The organism is Pontibacillus sp. ABV4_188, assembly GCF_056311905.1.
The window spans coordinates 2747980-2763826 of record NZ_CM149975.1; the positions used below are offsets into that span (position 1 = coordinate 2747980).

The window sequence follows — 15847 nt, forward strand, 5'->3', positions numbered from 1 at the left end:
CCCCTTATTCTTTTTCTTGTTTTACTTCTCGAACAACAATCCGAGACCCTTCTACTCTTACTATTTTGATACTTGCTCCTGTAGAGATGAAACTTCCTTCTGTTACAACATCAACTCTTTCATCGTTGAATATTCCAGTACCAGACGGTCTTAGTGGCGTAACAGCTTCACCTATATTTCCTGTGAGATCCTCTCTATTATTAGATGAGAGGTAGCCTTTCTCTGAGGAAGTAGAGTCACTTAAAACAATGTTTCTCAAGAACCCTTTATCAAATCCTATCGTCTTGAATAAGATAACAGAGCCTATAATCGCCACAATAATTGCAATGAGGAGACTCATCGTCATATGACCAACATTATCCGTCGACATAAACAAGGACCCTACCACTCCACCTGTTCCAATAATCCCGAGAATTCCACCCGGGACAAAGAACTCTAGAACGATACACACAACTCCTAAACCAAATAAGATAATCGCTTCATAACCTGCAAGTCCTGCAATCATATGTCCGTAGAAGAACAACCCTAAAGCGAGTAAACCCATGGATCCGGCAATACCAAATCCAGGGGAGTAAAGTTCTGCAACAAACCCCAAGCTAGCTACAGAAAGCAAAATAGGTACGACAACAGGATGAGTAATCAAACGAGCCAAACGCTCAGTAAAGGTGGGATTAGTCGTAATGATATCAGAGTCCGATAATCCTAGTTCTGATAACAATTGTTCTCTTGAATCAACTACCCCTTCTGCATACCCTACTTCTAGAGCTTCAGCTGCACTTAGTGTAAGGTACTTCCCTTTTCCTGCCTTATATTTCGGCATATCAACGTCTGGGTTAGCCATCGCTTCTGCATATAACGGATCTCTATTATTTAATTCGGCTGCTGTACGCATTTTCTTTACCCAATCAGATTGCGCTTTTTTACTAGCTGCATTCCCATCTGAAGTGATAACTCCTGCTGAGCCCATGGTTGTATTTGGTTTCATATAAATTTGATCAGCATTTAGTGATATGTATGAGCCTGCAGATAGGGCTTCTTGAACGACATAGGCAGTATTTGGAATTTCAATAGATTGAAACAAATTTGCAATCTCAGCCGCCGCATCCACTCTTCCACCAGGGGTGTTTACTTCAAAAATAATGTGATCAGCATCTCGGTCTCTTGCTTCATTTACACTTCTCTTTAAAAAAGAAGCAAGCCCCTTCTCCACCGTTTCTGTAATCGGAACAACATATACCGTTTCTCCTTTTCCATCTGCGGAACTCGCGGGACTAAGAAATGAAACCAATACTAACATGAGCAGCGACAAAACCATAGAATACCTTAGTATCCTTCTCATAATCCCCCCCCTTTCTCTCTTATTATATACGAGTTAGAGGAACTAAACGTTTCATGATAATAAATTTTATATGCATTTTATCCTAGTTCTTTTAAAAAAGCCAATTATACGAAAAAAACCGCCTTATTAAAAGGCGGTTCTTGTTTAAGATAAATGTTTTTGTACAAATTTGTTAACTAGAGAGCCATCCGCTTTGCCTTTTACTTTAGGCATAATGGCACTCATCACTTTGCCCATATCCTGCTTAGAAGAAGCACCGACTTCAGCAATCGTTTCTTGAACGATAGCGTCTAATTCATCTTCAGAAAGCTGTTGGGGCATATATGATTGAATGATTTCAATATCTCTCTCATCTTTTTGCGCAAGATCATCACGACCTGCACTTTTGTACTCTTGGAGGGAATCTTTTCGTTGCTTTATCTCTCGAGACAAAACAGTTAATTCTTCTTCCTCAGTCAATTCATCTTTTCCAAGTTTTAAAGCTTCATTTTGTAAAGAAGACTTCACCATACGTATGACGGATAGTCTTTCTTTCTCTTTGTTACGTAAAGCCTCTTTCATATCTTGGTTTAGACGCTCAAGTAATGACATCTACCTTACACCCTCTTACTTACGCTTTCTAGCGGCTTCTGATTTCTTCTTACGACGGACGCTAGGCTTCTCGTAATGTTCACGCTTACGATACTCAGCTAGTGTACCATTCTTAGATACGCTGCGCTTGAAGCGACGAAGAGCATCTTCAAGAGACTCGTTTTTACGCACGCGAGTGTTGTTTGACATGCTATTACCCTCCCTCCAAAGCAAAAAAGACAGTTTCAATGAACACGTGAGTATCTTTTCCTCACATGCCTTTGACAATTATAAACCATTCTCCAGACAGATTCAACTATTTTTATTAAGGATCGGATCATTCGGAGAATTATATTGTCGTTGCTCTGTCATATCTTCCACTTTAACATAAGTTGCGCAACCAAGATAGAGGGTAATGCTTAATTTCGATAAATTGGGTCATCCTTCTTCTTTGACACTCGGATCGCAATGTGTAAACCATTAGCAGTTAATGCCACTACGGTCACCTATGTATCCCACGTCTTGTCGTGTGGAGCAGCCCACAGAAAGAGAGTCGTTCCAATAACAACATTAAAAAATCCTTTTCTGTCATGAATTTAAGTCTTGTCCATAGTATGGTATAGAGGTGAAGAACCGTGGCTGATTTAATTACACTTTTTACTGTTTTCTTAACCATTTTTTTATTTGGTATGACTGTTTTGCGAGTTGGTTTGTATCAACTATCTTATCGAAATATGAAAATGTTCCTTCAACGGTTTGCGAACAATCCATTCAAAGGAATGCTTGCTGGTATTGTTGTAACAAGTGTATTACAAAGCAGCTCAGCTACTATGGTAATTGCCATTGGATTAGTTGCTGTAGGGGTACTCAATTTCAAACAATCTATTGGAATTATTCTAGGAGCTAACATTGGAACGACTGTTACGGCTGAATTACTTACATTCTCAAATTCAATCCCACTTTGGCCTCTGTTAATTATTGGAGCAGTATTACTAATCATCCCTAAACAAACATGGTTTGGAGCTGGTGGAATCGTATTTGGTTTAGGATGCATTTTTGTTGCTTTAAACGGATTCGAAACATTAGCAGAACCTTTGAAGCAATTTCCAATCATTCAAGATAGTCTGGCCTATACAAATGACTTTCCTAATGCCAGCATATTAATTGGAACAGCCATAACAGCTATTATACAATCATCTACGGCAGCTACAGGGATATCCATGAGCTTTTTAAACGAAGGTATTTTTAGTCTCACATCAGCTATTGGAATAATGCTAGGTGCCAATATTGGAACTTGTATCACTGCCTGGGTGGCTTCACTCGGAAGCAATTATGAAGCTCGGCTTGTTGCTATGGCTCACATCTGGCTTAATGTCTTAGGCGTATTACTGTTTGCGCCATTCATAGATGAACTTGCAGCATTATCTCAATGGCTATCAAACGAACCCGCTCAGCAACTTGCTCATATCTCTGTTGTGTTTAATGTTTTGTCTTCACTAATTGTTTTACCTTTTGTCCGACACTTCACTAAATTTGTTATGTTCGTTCATAAATATAAAGAATGATGTTTTGTGAACATATAATCTTTTTTAGGCGCTGTTAATGTTCATTGTTGATTTATTTGTTTCATATAAGCCCCTTATACGAAAGGCTTGAAACTGAGGTAGAGATGTCTTGCGATAGAGGTAGATAGGTTTTCGTCAGCTATAATGGAGCGAAAGGTGTGCCTGGAAATCACTCGCTTTCCGCGGGCGAGCTGTCGAGCCTCCTCGGGAAAACCTGCACTGAACCCACAATTTTGGTCATATGTATTTAAGCTGCAGTCTGGCCTTGTTCTCTATAGGTAACAGGGCTCTTTCCGCCGAGCTTCATTTTAATTCGCTTATGGTTGTAATAATAGATATACTGGTCCAATTCTTGTTGGAACTCTTCGATGCTTTCAAATGTTTGATTGTACAGAAGCTCTGTTTTTAAAATACTAAAGAAGTTTTCAATGACGGCATTATCATGGCAGTTTCCCTTTCGAGACATACTTTGCGTAATTCCTTTAGATTCTAACGTTTGGCGGTACTTTGGAATTTGATAATGAACTCCTTGATCAGAATGCATAAGCAGCTCATCATCTTCCTTAACATACTGGAACGCATCTTCTAACATGGTTTCCACAAGCTTGTATGTCGGCCTGAAATCAAGATTGTAGGCAATAATTTCACCATTAAATAAATCTTGCACAGGTGAAAGATACATTTTTTCTCCTAGGACTCTGAATTCCGTGATATCCGTTACCCATTTTTGATTTGGGCCTTGAGCTGTGAAGCTGCGATCGAGGATATTATCTGCCGTTTTGCCTACTTGTCCTTTGTAAGAGATGTATTTCTTGCGTCGTACGGTGCTTTTCAACCCTAGTTCTCTCATAATACGAGCTACTTTTTTATGATTAATTTGGTGGCCACGATTCAAAAGTTCCATATGGATACGGCGGTAGCCATAACGGCCATAATGGTCATAGTATATGGATGAGATGGTTTCTTTTAGTTCACTATCTGGATCCAGCTCATTCATCTTTTGGGCCTGGTAATAATACGTATTGCGTTTCATCCCGGCAACTTGAACCAGGAGTTTTACCGGAAATTTATGCCTTAGCTCGTATATTACTTGCGCTTTGGTTTGGTTGTCTGCTGGTCTTTTTCTTGAACTAAGGCTCTTAACTTTTTTAAGTACGCATTTTCAGCACGAAGGTATTCTAGCTCTTCCTGCATTTTTTTCATATCTTGGTTAGATGGTTGTTCTGACTGGTTTTGATCCTTAGATGAATTCACTCTAGGGCGCCCCTTTCCTGATGATTCAAGGGCCTCGACACCGCCTTCTTCCCACTTCTTTTTCCATCTGCGAACCATTGAGAAATCAGGGATTCTAAAGATGGCTGAGGCTTCCCGAATCGAATAGTTTTGGTTTTCGATCATCTGAATTACCTTCATTTTAAAATCCGCAGGGTAATTTGTATAGGGTGGAATAAAGGCTTGGTCACCGTGATACTTATAAAGCTTCACCCAATATCGGATAACGGAATCATCGATCCCAAGCTCGTTAGCTAAATCTTTATAAGTCGTAATTTCACTCAAATAGCATACCGCAATGTCTTTTTTCATAGCTGATGTAATAGTATTCACCATCGCACCTCCTGTTTTTGATTATGACCAAAAACAAGGGTCCACTTCAAACCACCCTGCGGGGTCTCGTCGACCTCTTTCTCCCGCAGGAGTCTCGCAATTTCCAGGCCCACCTTTGCTAAATGGAGAGAGACGAAAACGCGCCATATTTGTGAGGTAGGTGGCTTAAGAGCAACTATAATAAGCAGATCCGTTCACCTAATTAGCTTCAGGGCAGGCTTGGGAATTGCGAGACTCCGCGTAGCGATTGAGGAGGCTTCCCAGCTCCCCGCAGGAAAGCGAGTGGTCCCCGAGCCTGCCCTACCACTTAAAAGCGTAACGGCCACATACACTACGCGGTGTCAGCTTCGAGTTTTCAACAATCCTGCCCTAATGTTGAACAAATCTATTATATGATTAACAACAGCAAACTTAACCAGAGCCTTTTTATAATACACATTATAAAGATCAAGATTAAATACTAGAAAAAAAGGTGCCCTCCTAGGAGGACACCCTTGTTTAGTTATTAATAATCTGAAGTTCCTTGTCCACCTGATACGATGGATACACCTGCACTAGCACCAATGCGAGTTGCGCCTGCTTCAATGACAGCGTCTGCCCCTTCACGGTCGCGAACGCCTCCAGAGGCTTTTACTCCCATGTCTGGCCCTACTGTGTTACGCATTAGTTTAATATCTTCAACTGTAGCGCCACCGCCTGAGAAGCCTGTAGACGTCTTAACGTAATCTGCTCCAGCAGCTTTAGCTAATTCACAAGCTGTTACTTTTTCTTCGTCTGTAAGAAGAGACGTTTCAATGATAACCTTTGTTAAAGCATTGCCTTCTGTCGCGCGAACAACAGCTTCAATGTCAGCTTGAACAGTTTCTTTATCCCCACTCTTTAGAGCGCCGATGTTAATAACCATGTCTACTTCTGTAGCTCCGTTTTCAATGGCTTGTTTTGTTTCATAAGCTTTTAATTCTTTTGTATTTGCTCCTAGAGGGAAGCCAATAACCGTACAAACTTTTACGTCTGTATCTTGAAGGCGTTCGTAACAGAAAGGTACCCAGTAAGGGTTTACGCATACAGAAGCAAAGCCATATTCTTTTGCTTCTTGGCAAATCTGTTCAATTTTTTCCTGTGCTGTATCTGGTTTTAATTGTGTATGATCAATCATTTTAGCTAATTTAGCATCCATTTTAATCTTCCTTTCTTACTTGGGTTGTCCGTACCTCTTTCATCTTAGCATTATGTCTTTAAAAATGCTACTCCCCCTCTATTAAATCGCTTACTTTATTGTTTCTAAAAGTGGTTATGTCATACATAAAAAGACCTTACTGAACACTCAGCAAGGCCTCTTCTTTTAGGAAGATAACTCGATCGAATCGTCTGTTAGACTAGGTCGGTCCATCACCCGGACAAATTGGCCTGCATTATAAGGGTATCCAGCTCTAGTAAGCTTAACACGGACAATTTCTCCTACCATCTCTTCTTTTCCTTCAAACACTACTTTTAAATAATTATCGGTATAACCAACGTACCGGTTGTCATTTTCATCGTCTTTAAACTTCTCTTCTGGTATAACTTCAAGGACTTCTCCGTCATACTGTGATGCATATTCTTTAGCTTGTTGGTTAGATAATTCAATAAGTTGGTGAACCCGGTCGTTCTTAACTTCTTCATCCACCTGGTCATCCATACGAGCAGCGGGTGTCCCTGTACGCTTCGAGTAAGGGAATACATGAAGTTCAGAATAACCGATCTCTTGAATGAATCGATACGTTTCATTAAATTCTTCTTCCGTCTCACCTGGAAATCCAACGATAACATCTGAGGTAATCGCAAGGCCTGGTAATGCCTCTTTAATACGGTCCACTCGTTCTTTGTAAAACTCAGTAGTGTATTTACGACGCATACGTTTAAGTACCGTGTTTGAACCTGATTGAAGTGGAATATGAAGATGACGAACGATCTTATCAGACTCACGTAGAACATCAATTACATCGTCTGTTATTTGACTTCCTTCAATAGAGGAAATACGAATCCGCTTTAAACCTTTTACCCTCTTGTCTAATTCACGTAATAGCATAGCAAGATTATAATCTTTCATGTCCTCGCCGTAACCGCCTGTATGAATTCCGGTTAGTACAATTTCTTTATACCCTGCATCAACAAGCTGTTGAGCTTGTTGAATAACTTCTTCAGGGTCACGCGAACGCATTAAGCCACGAGCCCAAGGGATAATGCAAAACGTACAAAAGTTATTACAGCCTTCTTGAATCTTCAAGGAAGCTCGTGTTCGGTCAGTGAAAGCAGGAACATCAAGCTCTTCATATGTTCGTGTTTTCATAATATTTGTAACACCATTAATAGGTTGGCGTTCTTCCTGATATTGCTTAATGTAGTCTAGCATTTTACGTCGATCTTGTGTCCCTACCACAATATCTACACCAGGAATGTCCATAATCTCAGCCGGAGATGTTTGTGCATAACACCCCGTCACACAAATAACAGCATCAGGATTTTTACGAATGGCACGTCTAATCACTTGACGACTCTTCTTATCCCCTGTGTTCGTTACTGTACATGTGTTAATCACGTATACATCAGATGAGCGATCAAAGTCCGTGCGCTCATATCCTTCTTCTTTGAACAATTGCCAAATGGCTTCCGTTTCATAATGGTTCACTTTACAACCTAGTGTATGAAAGGCTACTGATGGCATAGGATCACCCCAATTCCTCTAATTGATAGGACAGAGCTGAAAGAAAATATGTAGCAGCGGTTTCTGTTCTTAATATTCGTGGTCCCAAACGTACCGCTAGCGCCCCCGCTTCCTTCAGCGTCTGCACTTCTTGTTCACTGAATCCGCCTTCTGGTCCAATAATGACGAGAATACGCTGACCTTGCTGAATTTTCGTAAGAACTTCTTTTAATGATCGATAGGATTGACTTTTCGCCTCATCCTCATAAGCAAATACAACCCAATCATAGTTAGGCTGAAGAGCTATTAAATCTCCTAAGGAATGCAACTCAGAAACAGAAGGGATCATCGTTCGATGAGATTGTTCGCTCGCTTCTTTTGCAATTTTTTGATAGCGTGTTATTTTCTTTTGTGATTTCTTTTGATCCCATTTTACAATGGAGCGCTCTGCTTCAAAAGGGATAAATTGAGACGCTCCGAGTTCCGTTCCCTTTTGAATCACATGCTCCATTTTATCTCCTTTAGGTAACCCTTGCGCAATTATAACAGAGGCTGGAAGCTCTTTTTCCTCTTCCAGCCACTCTACAATCTGACATGTGACAGTGTCTGTCGTAATATCAGTAATTTCACATTTAGCTAGGTCACCCTCCGGTGTACAACATAAAATATGATGTTCAGGCTTCATTCGCATTACCTTTCCAATGTGATGTACATCTTCTCCGGTAATAACGACTTCTGAGTCATCCCATCCTGACGAAGGAACAAAATAACGTTGCACAATGGGCACCTGCTTTCTTTATGGTTTACGTGCGATAATTGATGTCCAGTCTTCCATTACATTAACTTCAACAATTTCAAAACCAGAGTCTATAAGTTGATCCTTAACTAGCTGACGCTTGTTCTTAATAATTCCAGAAGTGATAAAGTAACCCCCAGACTTCAGTTTAGCGAAAGCATCATCTGTAAACTGGACGATAATTTCAGCTAAAATGTTGGAAACAATTAAGTCGGCTTCAACATCAACACCTTGAAGTAGGTTGTTTTGTTTTGAGTCGATTTGGCTTTCCACATTGTTTAATTTAGCATTAATCGTAGTACTCTTAACTGCGATATCGTCTAAATCAAAAGCATGTACATGCTTTGCACCCAGAAGTACTGAAGCAATACTTAAGACTCCAGAGCCAGCTCCTACGTCCATAACTAGATCATTTTCCTCTATATACTGTTCAATCGCTTGGATACTTAAAACAGTAGTAGGGTGCGTTCCTGTACCAAACGCCATACCTGGGTCTAGTTCTATAATGATTTCATCACTTGAAACAGGCTCATACTCTTCCCAAGTGGGGATGATTGTTACCTTTTCTGAAATCTTGACTGGTTTATAGTACTTCTTCCAAGCTGTGGCCCAATCTTCCTCATTCAGCTCACTTATTGTGACATGATTATGACCGATATTAATATCGAATTCAATTAGATTGGTAATCGCATGTTTAATTTCTTCTACTGTTTCCCCTAAGAAACTATTCACGGGAAGGTATGCTTTTACATACACACCTTCTGCCGGATAGTCTTCAGGATTTAATTCATAAATCTCCCCCAGAAACGTATCTCGTTCTTTGACAAGGTCTTGAGGGTCCTCAATTACTACTCCACTAGCCCCTGCCTCATGAAGGATGTTTGATATGGGTTCGATTGCTTCATTCGTTGTATGAATACATATTTCAGACCATTTCAATGGGATCAACTCTCTTTACTCTGGATTCCTTATTCCCCTTTAAAGGCACGCTTCACACGTTGGAAAATGTTGTCGTGTTGCTCTTCTGTAGGTTGGTTGCCACTAATATCATGGAACTCACGAAGTAATTCTTTCTGACGATCCGTCATGTTCGTTGGTGTCACAACACGAATCTTCACATGTTGGTCGCCATGACCATATCCACGAACGTTTGGAGCACCCTTTTCTTTTAGGCGGAACGTCTTCCCATTCTGCGTACCTGCTGGGATCTTAAGCTTCACATTTCCATGTACAGTTGGAACTTCAATTTCGTCTCCAAGTGCAGCTTGCGTAAATGTCAGAGGCATCTCGCAGAAAATATGGTCTCCTTCACGTTTGTAAAATTCGTGTGGACGAATTTGAACAACTACATACAAGTCACCTGCAGGACCACCGTTTTCGCCCGGCTCACCTTGACCAGATACGCGAATACGCTGTCCTTCATCAATACCAGCTGGAATAGAGATGTGGATGTTTTTACGTTTCGTAACTCTTCCATCTCCTCCGCACGTATTACACTTATCTTTGATAATCTGCCCTGTTCCTTCACAGTGGTGACATACACGGCGGTTTACTACACGTCCAAATGGCGTATTTTGTTCCTGGTTTAACTGACCTGCACCTTGACAGTGGGAGCAAGTTTCCGGTTTTGTCCCTGGTTTTGCACCAGATCCGTCACATGTTTCACATTCTTCTTCTTTTGGAATTTGGACATCCGTTTCTTTACCGAATATAGCTTCTTCAAAATTTAACGTCATTGTATATTGAAGGTCTGCACCTCTACGAGGAGCATTCGGATCACGACGGCGTCCTCCGCCACCGAAGAACATGTCAAAGATGTCTCCAAAGCCTCCGAAGTCTTCGGCTCCACCAAAGCCTCCGAAACCACCCTGGTTAGGACCTGCATGACCAAATTGATCATATTGTTGGCGTTTCTGATCATCACCTAGTACATCCCAAGCTTCCTGAGCTTCTTTAAACTTATCCTCAGCATTGTCTTCTTGGCTGACATCTGGGTGATATTTTTTAGCTAATTTACGATACGCTTTCTTAATTTCATCTTTAGAAGCATCCTTAGATACACCTAAAATCTCATAATAGTCGCGTTTACTCACTGAAGATCACTCTCCCGACTCTCTACTCACATAAAGTTTATATTAACATGGTTTCATATTCGATTCAAAGTTAAATCAGTATCATTCTTCCCTTTATTAGGGGAACAACATTCATGCAGTAAAAAAGTCAAAGCCAAGATACCCCCTGACTTTGACTTTTTTTATCTGACTAACCTAATTTGGTTGCTTACTTCTTCTCGTCTTCGTTTACTTCTTCAAAGTCTGCGTCTACAACGTCTTCTTCTGACCCTTGGCCTTCAGAACCTTCTTGGGCTTGTTGAGCTTGTTGTGCTTGCTCATACATTTTTACAGAAAGCTGTTGCACTTGCTCTTGAAGAGCATCTTTCTTCTCACGGATTTGCTCAAGGTCTTCACCTTCAAGTGCCGTTTGAAGTTCAGATTTAGCAGTCTCAGCATTTTGCTTATCTTCTTCTGTTACAGATTCGCCAAGATCTTTGATTGTTTTATCTGTAGTAAAGATTAGTTGATCTGCTTCGTTACGAAGCTCTACTTCTTCACGGCGCTGTTTGTCCGCTTCAGCATTTTCTTCAGCTTCTTTAACCATTTGCTCTACTTCGTCTTCAGAAAGACCAGAAGAAGATTTAATCGTAATGGACTGTTCTTTGTTTGTACCTAAATCTTTTGCTCCTACGTTAACGATACCGTTCGCATCAATATCGAAGGATACTTCGATTTGAGGTACACCGCGTGGTGCTGGTGGGATATCAGTTAATTGGAAACGACCAAGTGTCTTGTTATCTTGTGCCATTTCACGCTCACCTTGAAGTACGTGGATATCTACAGCTGTTTGGTTATCAGCAGCAGTAGAGAACGTTTGCTTCTGGCTTGTAGGAATTGTTGTGTTACGCTCGATTAGCTTCGTAGTCACGCCACCCATTGTTTCAATACCTAGAGAAAGTGGAGTAACGTCTAGTAGAACAACATCTTTAACGTCACCTTGAAGTACGCCACCTTGTACAGCTGCACCAAGTGCTACTACTTCATCAGGGTTAACGCCTTTAGAAGGATCTTTGCCTACTTCTTTCTTAAGTGCGTCTACAACTGCAGGAATACGCGTAGAACCACCTACTAGAAGTACTTTATCAATGTCACTAGAAGACATGTTTGCGTCTTTAAGCGCACGACGAGTTGGTTCCATTGTACGTTCTACTAAACTAGAAGAAAGCTCTTCGAATTTAGCACGAGTAAGGTTCATTTCTAAGTGAAGTGGACCTGCTTCTCCTGCTGTAATAAATGGAAGAGAAATCTGTGTTTGAGCTACACCAGAAAGGTCTTTCTTCGCTTTTTCTGCAGCGTCTTTAAGACGTTGTAGTGCCATTTTATCTTTAGAAAGATCAATGCCATTTTCTTTCTTGAATTCTGCTACCATGTGATCGATGATTACTTGGTCGAAGTCATCCCCGCCTAGTTTGTTGTCACCAGCAGTTGATACAACTTCGAATGTACCGTCACCGATGTCTAGGATTGATACGTCAAACGTACCGCCACCAAGGTCGTAAACAAGAAGAGTTTGATCTTGTTCTTGGTCAATACCGTATGCAAGAGCTGCTGCTGTAGGCTCGTTAATAATACGCTCTACTTCAAGACCTGCAATTTTACCAGCATCTTTAGTAGCTTGACGCTCAGCATCGTTGAAGTAAGCTGGAACTGTGATTACAGCTTTTTCAACTGTTTCACCAAGATAGTCTTCTGCGTAAGACTTGATATACTGAAGGATGATAGCAGAGATCTCTTGTGGAGTGTGCTCTTTTCCTTCAATTTCTACTTTATAGTCTGTACCCATATGTCTCTTGATCGACTGAATTGTGTTAGGGTTTGTGATTGCCTGACGTTTCGCAACCTCACCAACCTGACGTTCACCATTCTTGAATGCAACAACTGATGGAGTTGTGCGACTACCTTCTGGATTTGGAATTACTTTAGACTCTCCGCCTTCCATTACAGCGACACAAGAGTTTGTTGTACCTAAGTCAATACCAATGATTTTACTCATGACAAATTTCCTCCTTTATCTTCATATGTAGAGTGAGCTTATTGATTTACCTTCACCATTGACGGGCGAATAACGCGGTCGTTTAGCTTATAGCCTTTTTGAAGCTCCTCTACGACAACATTTGATTCATAGTTTTCATCTTCAACTTGCATAACAGCCTGATGCATGTGAGGGTCAAATTCTTCCCCTACAGCCGGAATCTCTTCCAAGCCTTCTTTTTCCAATGCACTCTTAAGCTGTTTATAAACCATGTTCATACCTTCTGCATACTTCTCATCTTGAGCTTCAACTTGAAGCGCTCGTTCGAAGTTATCAAGGGCAGGTAATAGCTCCTCAATAAGTGATTGAGATTTATATTTACGGTCGTTCTCACGATCTTTCTGCGTGCGACGACGGAAATTATCATAATCTGCTTGTAAGCGTAACAAACGTTGGTACGTTTCATCCTTCTCTTGCTGAAGTTTAGCTACCTCATCCATTTCGTTAGCCTCTTCTTCAACAACTTCTTGTTCAGGATTTTCAACGACCTCTTCTTGTTCGACTTCTTCTGTTTGTTGTTTATTTTCGTCCATGTTTGTCACCTCCTCTAAAGCTCGTTCATTTACACCGGTTAAGAATATATCAGAAATTGAATCTAAACTAAACCGATAACCCTTCAATTTTGGTTAATTTTTATAAAAAGTCAATTCAACCAACTAAACAATAGTAAAAAGAGAACAGACGTCCAAAAATGCCTTTATCATCTATTCCCCAGTTGAACCTTTTTGATACCAGGAATGGAATGTTTCGGTCATACGGTCTGAAAGTAAACTCAATAAAGAAATGACTTTTGAGTATTCCATCCGAGTAGGACCTAGTAAAGCAATCGTCCCTAGCTGAGTATCCCCTATTGAGTAGGATCCTGTAATAATACTTAAATCCTTCATGGCATTTACTTCATTTTCGGTACCAATCGATACTTTAATATCACTGGAATTATGACGAAGTAAGTGAGCAATCTCTGTTTCTTCTTCAATCATCGAATACAGCGTCCTCACTTTGTCAATATCCCTAAATTCCGGCTGCATAAGAATGTTGGTCTTGCCGCCAACATAAAGCTTGGCAGGCTGTTCGTCAAATAGAGCAGCTCGTAAATACTGATAGGCCTTTTCAAATTCGCTTGTATGCTTTTTAAGAAGTTCGGCTATCTCGGTGTTTAACTTATGATGCAAGTAAATAATCGGCACACCATTTAGCCGCTCATTTAAGATGTTAACCATCTTCTCTAAGTCAGCTGGTTTAATTTCTACAGGAATCGTGAAGGACCTATGCTCAACATGACCTGTATCTGTTACAAGAATCGCAACTGCAGATATTTGAGATAAGGGGATGATTTGTAGTTGCTTTAACTTTGTCTCGTATACTTCGGGTCCAAGGATAATTGACGTATAATTCGTCAACTCGGATAACACCCGCGCAGACTGCTGAACGACTTGTTCAAATTCAACCATTTGATGATTAAACGCCTGCTTCACAAACGTTTTCTCTTGCCCAGACAAACTAAATGGTGACATCAAATGGTCGACATAAAAGCGATACCCTTTCTCAGAAGGAACCCTTCCTGAGGAAGAATGTGTCTTCTCTAGGAAACCAAGTTCTTCTAAATCAGCCATTTCGTTACGAATCGTAGCTGAACTATAGGATACATTATCTTTCTTTGAAATCGTCCTTGATCCTACAGGTTGCGCAGACTGGATGAAGTCATCAATAATTACTTGTAATATCAACAATTGTCTCTCTGTTAACATGATGATCACCTCTGTTAGCACTCTTTGATTGCGAGTGCTAAATCTAATAATAAATTATCAAATGCCTCGCTCCTTGTCAACGATAATTCACTGAAGCTTTTCATCTTCAATCAGGAATTGAGCAAATACTTCATTCCCAAAAAGGCGGCCCTGTGTTGTCAGGGCAACATGGTCTTCTGTTTCTGTTATCCAGTTTTTCCTCTTTAGATAATCTAATTCACTCGAATAAAGTGAATGGATGGAACGTCCAAAGCGATTCTCAAATTCATTCATAGATACTCCACTTGTTTTACGCAATCCAAGGAACATTTGCTCTTCCATCTCTTCTTTATAGTGCACTGGTTCAACGTGCAGTCGAGGAAGGCCTGTTTCCTTGCCCTTCTTTGTATACTGGTTTAAAGGTTTGATATTTACTGTTCGCTCCCCTGGTAAATACCCATGTGCTCCAGCACCAAACCCATAATAATAATCATTGTTCCAGTACGTTAGGTTATGCTTGCTTTCAAAACCTGGCTTTGCAAAATTACTTATTTCATATTGATAAACACCCTTTTGGTTCATCTCACTCATTAAAAGCTCATACATTCGTGCTTCTTCTTCTTCAACAGGTTTATGCAACTTCCCTTTTTTATGACGAAGGTAAAAGATGGTCTTCGGTTCAATTTGTAACGAGTAAGAAGAATAATGAGGAAGATCTAGTGCTAGAGCTTCATCAATTGTTTTCTTAAATTGGTCATATGTTTGCCCAGGAAGTCCGTACATTAAATCAACTGATACATTTTCAAATTGTTGTTTCTCAAACAGGCGGAGGCTATCATAGACGTCTTTTACACGATGATTTCGGCCTAACTTCTCAAGAAGTTCGTCATCAAATACCTGTACACCGAACGAAATGCGATTTACTCCGTATTCTTTGAGTAACGCTAGTTTCTTCTCGTCAAATTCACCAGGATTGGCTTCAAACGTATACTCAAGTGGCCCCTCAACATCGAAAGACTTTGCGATTATTTTAAGCAGTCTCTCAAGTTGATCGTGCGATAGTGCCGTTGGAGTACCTCCCCCAACAAAGATTGTTTTCATTTTTCGTTTCTCTGTACCAACTGCAGTAACAATCTCATTCTCTAATGCATCCAAATATTGATCTGCAAGTTCAGGATTATAGAAGAACTTTGTAAAATCGCAATAATGACAGATCTTGTGGCAAAACGGTATGTGAATATATGCTGATGTAATCATGTTCGTCACGTTCCTTTAAATAAAGTAGCTTTGTTAACGCATTTAAAATTAACTATATCAGTTCTACATGCGTCACCCTTGCAGTAAAACACAAAAGGTAGCAAAGTTGAAAGCATAAAAACCGCAAGAAATCTCCTGCGGTTTTTACTCATTAATCCT

14 protein-coding genes are annotated in these 15847 nt (G+C 40.4%); 1 reads left to right on the forward strand and 13 read right to left on the reverse strand.

From position 1 onward, the window contains the following. Window positions 1-4: 4 nt before the first annotated feature. The 3 genes from ACYX4O_RS14225 to rpsU form a co-directional block, all read right to left on the reverse strand. Window positions 5-1297: an NfeD family protein gene (locus tag ACYX4O_RS14225; RefSeq protein WP_476351700.1), complete on the reverse strand. Its 1293-nt coding sequence runs from the start codon at window positions 1295-1297 to the stop codon at window positions 5-7. 186 nt (window positions 1298-1483) lie between these two features. Next, window positions 1484-1930 carry a GatB/YqeY domain-containing protein gene (locus ACYX4O_RS14230; RefSeq protein ID WP_188651461.1) on the reverse strand — a complete coding sequence of 149 codons (447 nt, stop codon included), beginning with the start codon at window positions 1928-1930 and terminating at the stop codon, window positions 1484-1486. Between the two features lie 15 nt (window positions 1931-1945). After that, window positions 1946-2119 carry a 30S ribosomal protein S21 gene (gene rpsU / locus ACYX4O_RS14235; RefSeq protein WP_036785757.1) on the reverse strand — a complete coding sequence of 58 codons (174 nt, stop codon included), beginning with the start codon at window positions 2117-2119 and terminating at the stop codon, window positions 1946-1948. Between the two features lie 425 nt (window positions 2120-2544). Between rpsU and ACYX4O_RS14240 the strand changes: the two genes are divergently transcribed. Then, window positions 2545-3474: a Na/Pi symporter gene (locus tag ACYX4O_RS14240; protein ID WP_476351701.1), complete on the forward strand. Its 930-nt coding sequence runs from the start codon at window positions 2545-2547 to the stop codon at window positions 3472-3474. Between the two features lie 247 nt (window positions 3475-3721). Here ACYX4O_RS14240 and ACYX4O_RS14245 read toward each other — a convergent pair. The 10 genes from ACYX4O_RS14245 to hemW form a co-directional block, all read right to left on the reverse strand. Next, window positions 3722-5079 (reverse strand): IS3 family transposase gene (locus tag ACYX4O_RS14245; RefSeq protein WP_476351702.1). Its coding sequence is split into 2 segments (ribosomal slippage): window positions 3722-4611 and window positions 4611-5079, totalling 1359 coding nucleotides; the frame shifts between segments, so codons are not numbered across the junction. A gap of 505 nt (window positions 5080-5584) precedes the next feature. Next, complete coding sequence (gene deoC / locus ACYX4O_RS14250; protein ID WP_188651457.1) at window positions 5585-6256, reverse strand: deoxyribose-phosphate aldolase; 672 nt, start codon at window positions 6254-6256, stop codon at window positions 5585-5587. Window positions 6257-6421: 165 nt separating this feature from the next. Then, window positions 6422-7783, reverse strand: a complete 1362-nt coding sequence (mtaB, locus tag ACYX4O_RS14255) for a tRNA (N(6)-L-threonylcarbamoyladenosine(37)-C(2))-methylthiotransferase MtaB (protein WP_476351703.1) — start codon at window positions 7781-7783, stop codon at window positions 6422-6424. A gap of 4 nt (window positions 7784-7787) precedes the next feature. Beyond that, window positions 7788-8540: a 16S rRNA (uracil(1498)-N(3))-methyltransferase gene (locus tag ACYX4O_RS14260; protein WP_476351704.1), complete on the reverse strand. Its 753-nt coding sequence runs from the start codon at window positions 8538-8540 to the stop codon at window positions 7788-7790. An 18-nt stretch (window positions 8541-8558) separates the two neighbouring features. Continuing rightward, the gene (gene prmA / locus ACYX4O_RS14265; protein ID WP_476351705.1) at window positions 8559-9497 is read right to left on the reverse strand and encodes a 50S ribosomal protein L11 methyltransferase; all 939 of its coding nucleotides are present in this window, start codon (window positions 9495-9497) and stop codon (window positions 8559-8561) included. Between the two features lie 29 nt (window positions 9498-9526). Then, window positions 9527-10651 (reverse strand): molecular chaperone DnaJ, encoded by a 1125-nt coding sequence (dnaJ, locus tag ACYX4O_RS14270; protein ID WP_207527769.1) that lies wholly within the window; start codon window positions 10649-10651, stop codon window positions 9527-9529. A 187-nt stretch (window positions 10652-10838) separates the two neighbouring features. Further along, entirely contained in the window at window positions 10839-12665 is a 1827-nt protein-coding gene (gene dnaK, locus ACYX4O_RS14275) for a molecular chaperone DnaK (protein WP_476351706.1), read from the reverse strand. A 38-nt stretch (window positions 12666-12703) separates the two neighbouring features. Then, window positions 12704-13285, reverse strand: coding sequence for a nucleotide exchange factor GrpE (gene grpE, locus ACYX4O_RS14280; RefSeq protein ID WP_308422049.1), 582 nt, complete (start codon window positions 13283-13285; stop codon window positions 12704-12706). A 123-nt stretch (window positions 13286-13408) separates the two neighbouring features. Beyond that, on the reverse strand, window positions 13409-14452 hold the full coding sequence (hrcA, locus tag ACYX4O_RS14285; protein WP_476351707.1) for a heat-inducible transcriptional repressor HrcA: 1044 nt from the start codon (window positions 14450-14452) through the stop codon (window positions 13409-13411). An 87-nt stretch (window positions 14453-14539) separates the two neighbouring features. Beyond that, window positions 14540-15688: a radical SAM family heme chaperone HemW gene (hemW, locus tag ACYX4O_RS14290; RefSeq protein WP_476351708.1), complete on the reverse strand. Its 1149-nt coding sequence runs from the start codon at window positions 15686-15688 to the stop codon at window positions 14540-14542. Window positions 15689-15847: the final 159 nt, after the last annotated feature.

Excerpts from the sequence above, each read along its gene's own strand:
- ACYX4O_RS14230 (WP_188651461.1), bottom strand. The coding sequence starts at position 1,930 with ATGTCATTACTTGAGCGTCTAAACCAAGATATGAAAGAGGCTTTACGT.
- ACYX4O_RS14225 (WP_476351700.1), bottom strand. The coding sequence starts at position 1,297 with ATGTTAGTATTGGTTTCATTTCTTAGTCCCGCGAGTTCCGCAGATGGA.
- deoC (WP_188651457.1), bottom strand. The coding sequence starts at position 6,256 with ATGGATGCTAAATTAGCTAAAATGATTGATCATACACAATTAAAACCA.
- rpsU (WP_036785757.1), bottom strand. The coding sequence starts at position 2,119 with ATGTCAAACAACACTCGCGTGCGTAAAAACGAGTCTCTTGAAGATGCT.
- mtaB (WP_476351703.1), bottom strand. The coding sequence starts at position 7,783 with ATGCCATCAGTAGCCTTTCATACACTAGGTTGTAAAGTGAACCATTAT.
- hemW (WP_476351708.1), bottom strand. The coding sequence starts at position 15,688 with ATGATTACATCAGCATATATTCACATACCGTTTTGCCACAAGATCTGT.
- dnaK (WP_476351706.1), bottom strand. The coding sequence starts at position 12,665 with ATGAGTAAAATCATTGGTATTGACTTAGGTACAACAAACTCTTGTGTC.
- hrcA (WP_476351707.1), bottom strand. The coding sequence starts at position 14,452 with ATGTTAACAGAGAGACAATTGTTGATATTACAAGTAATTATTGATGAC.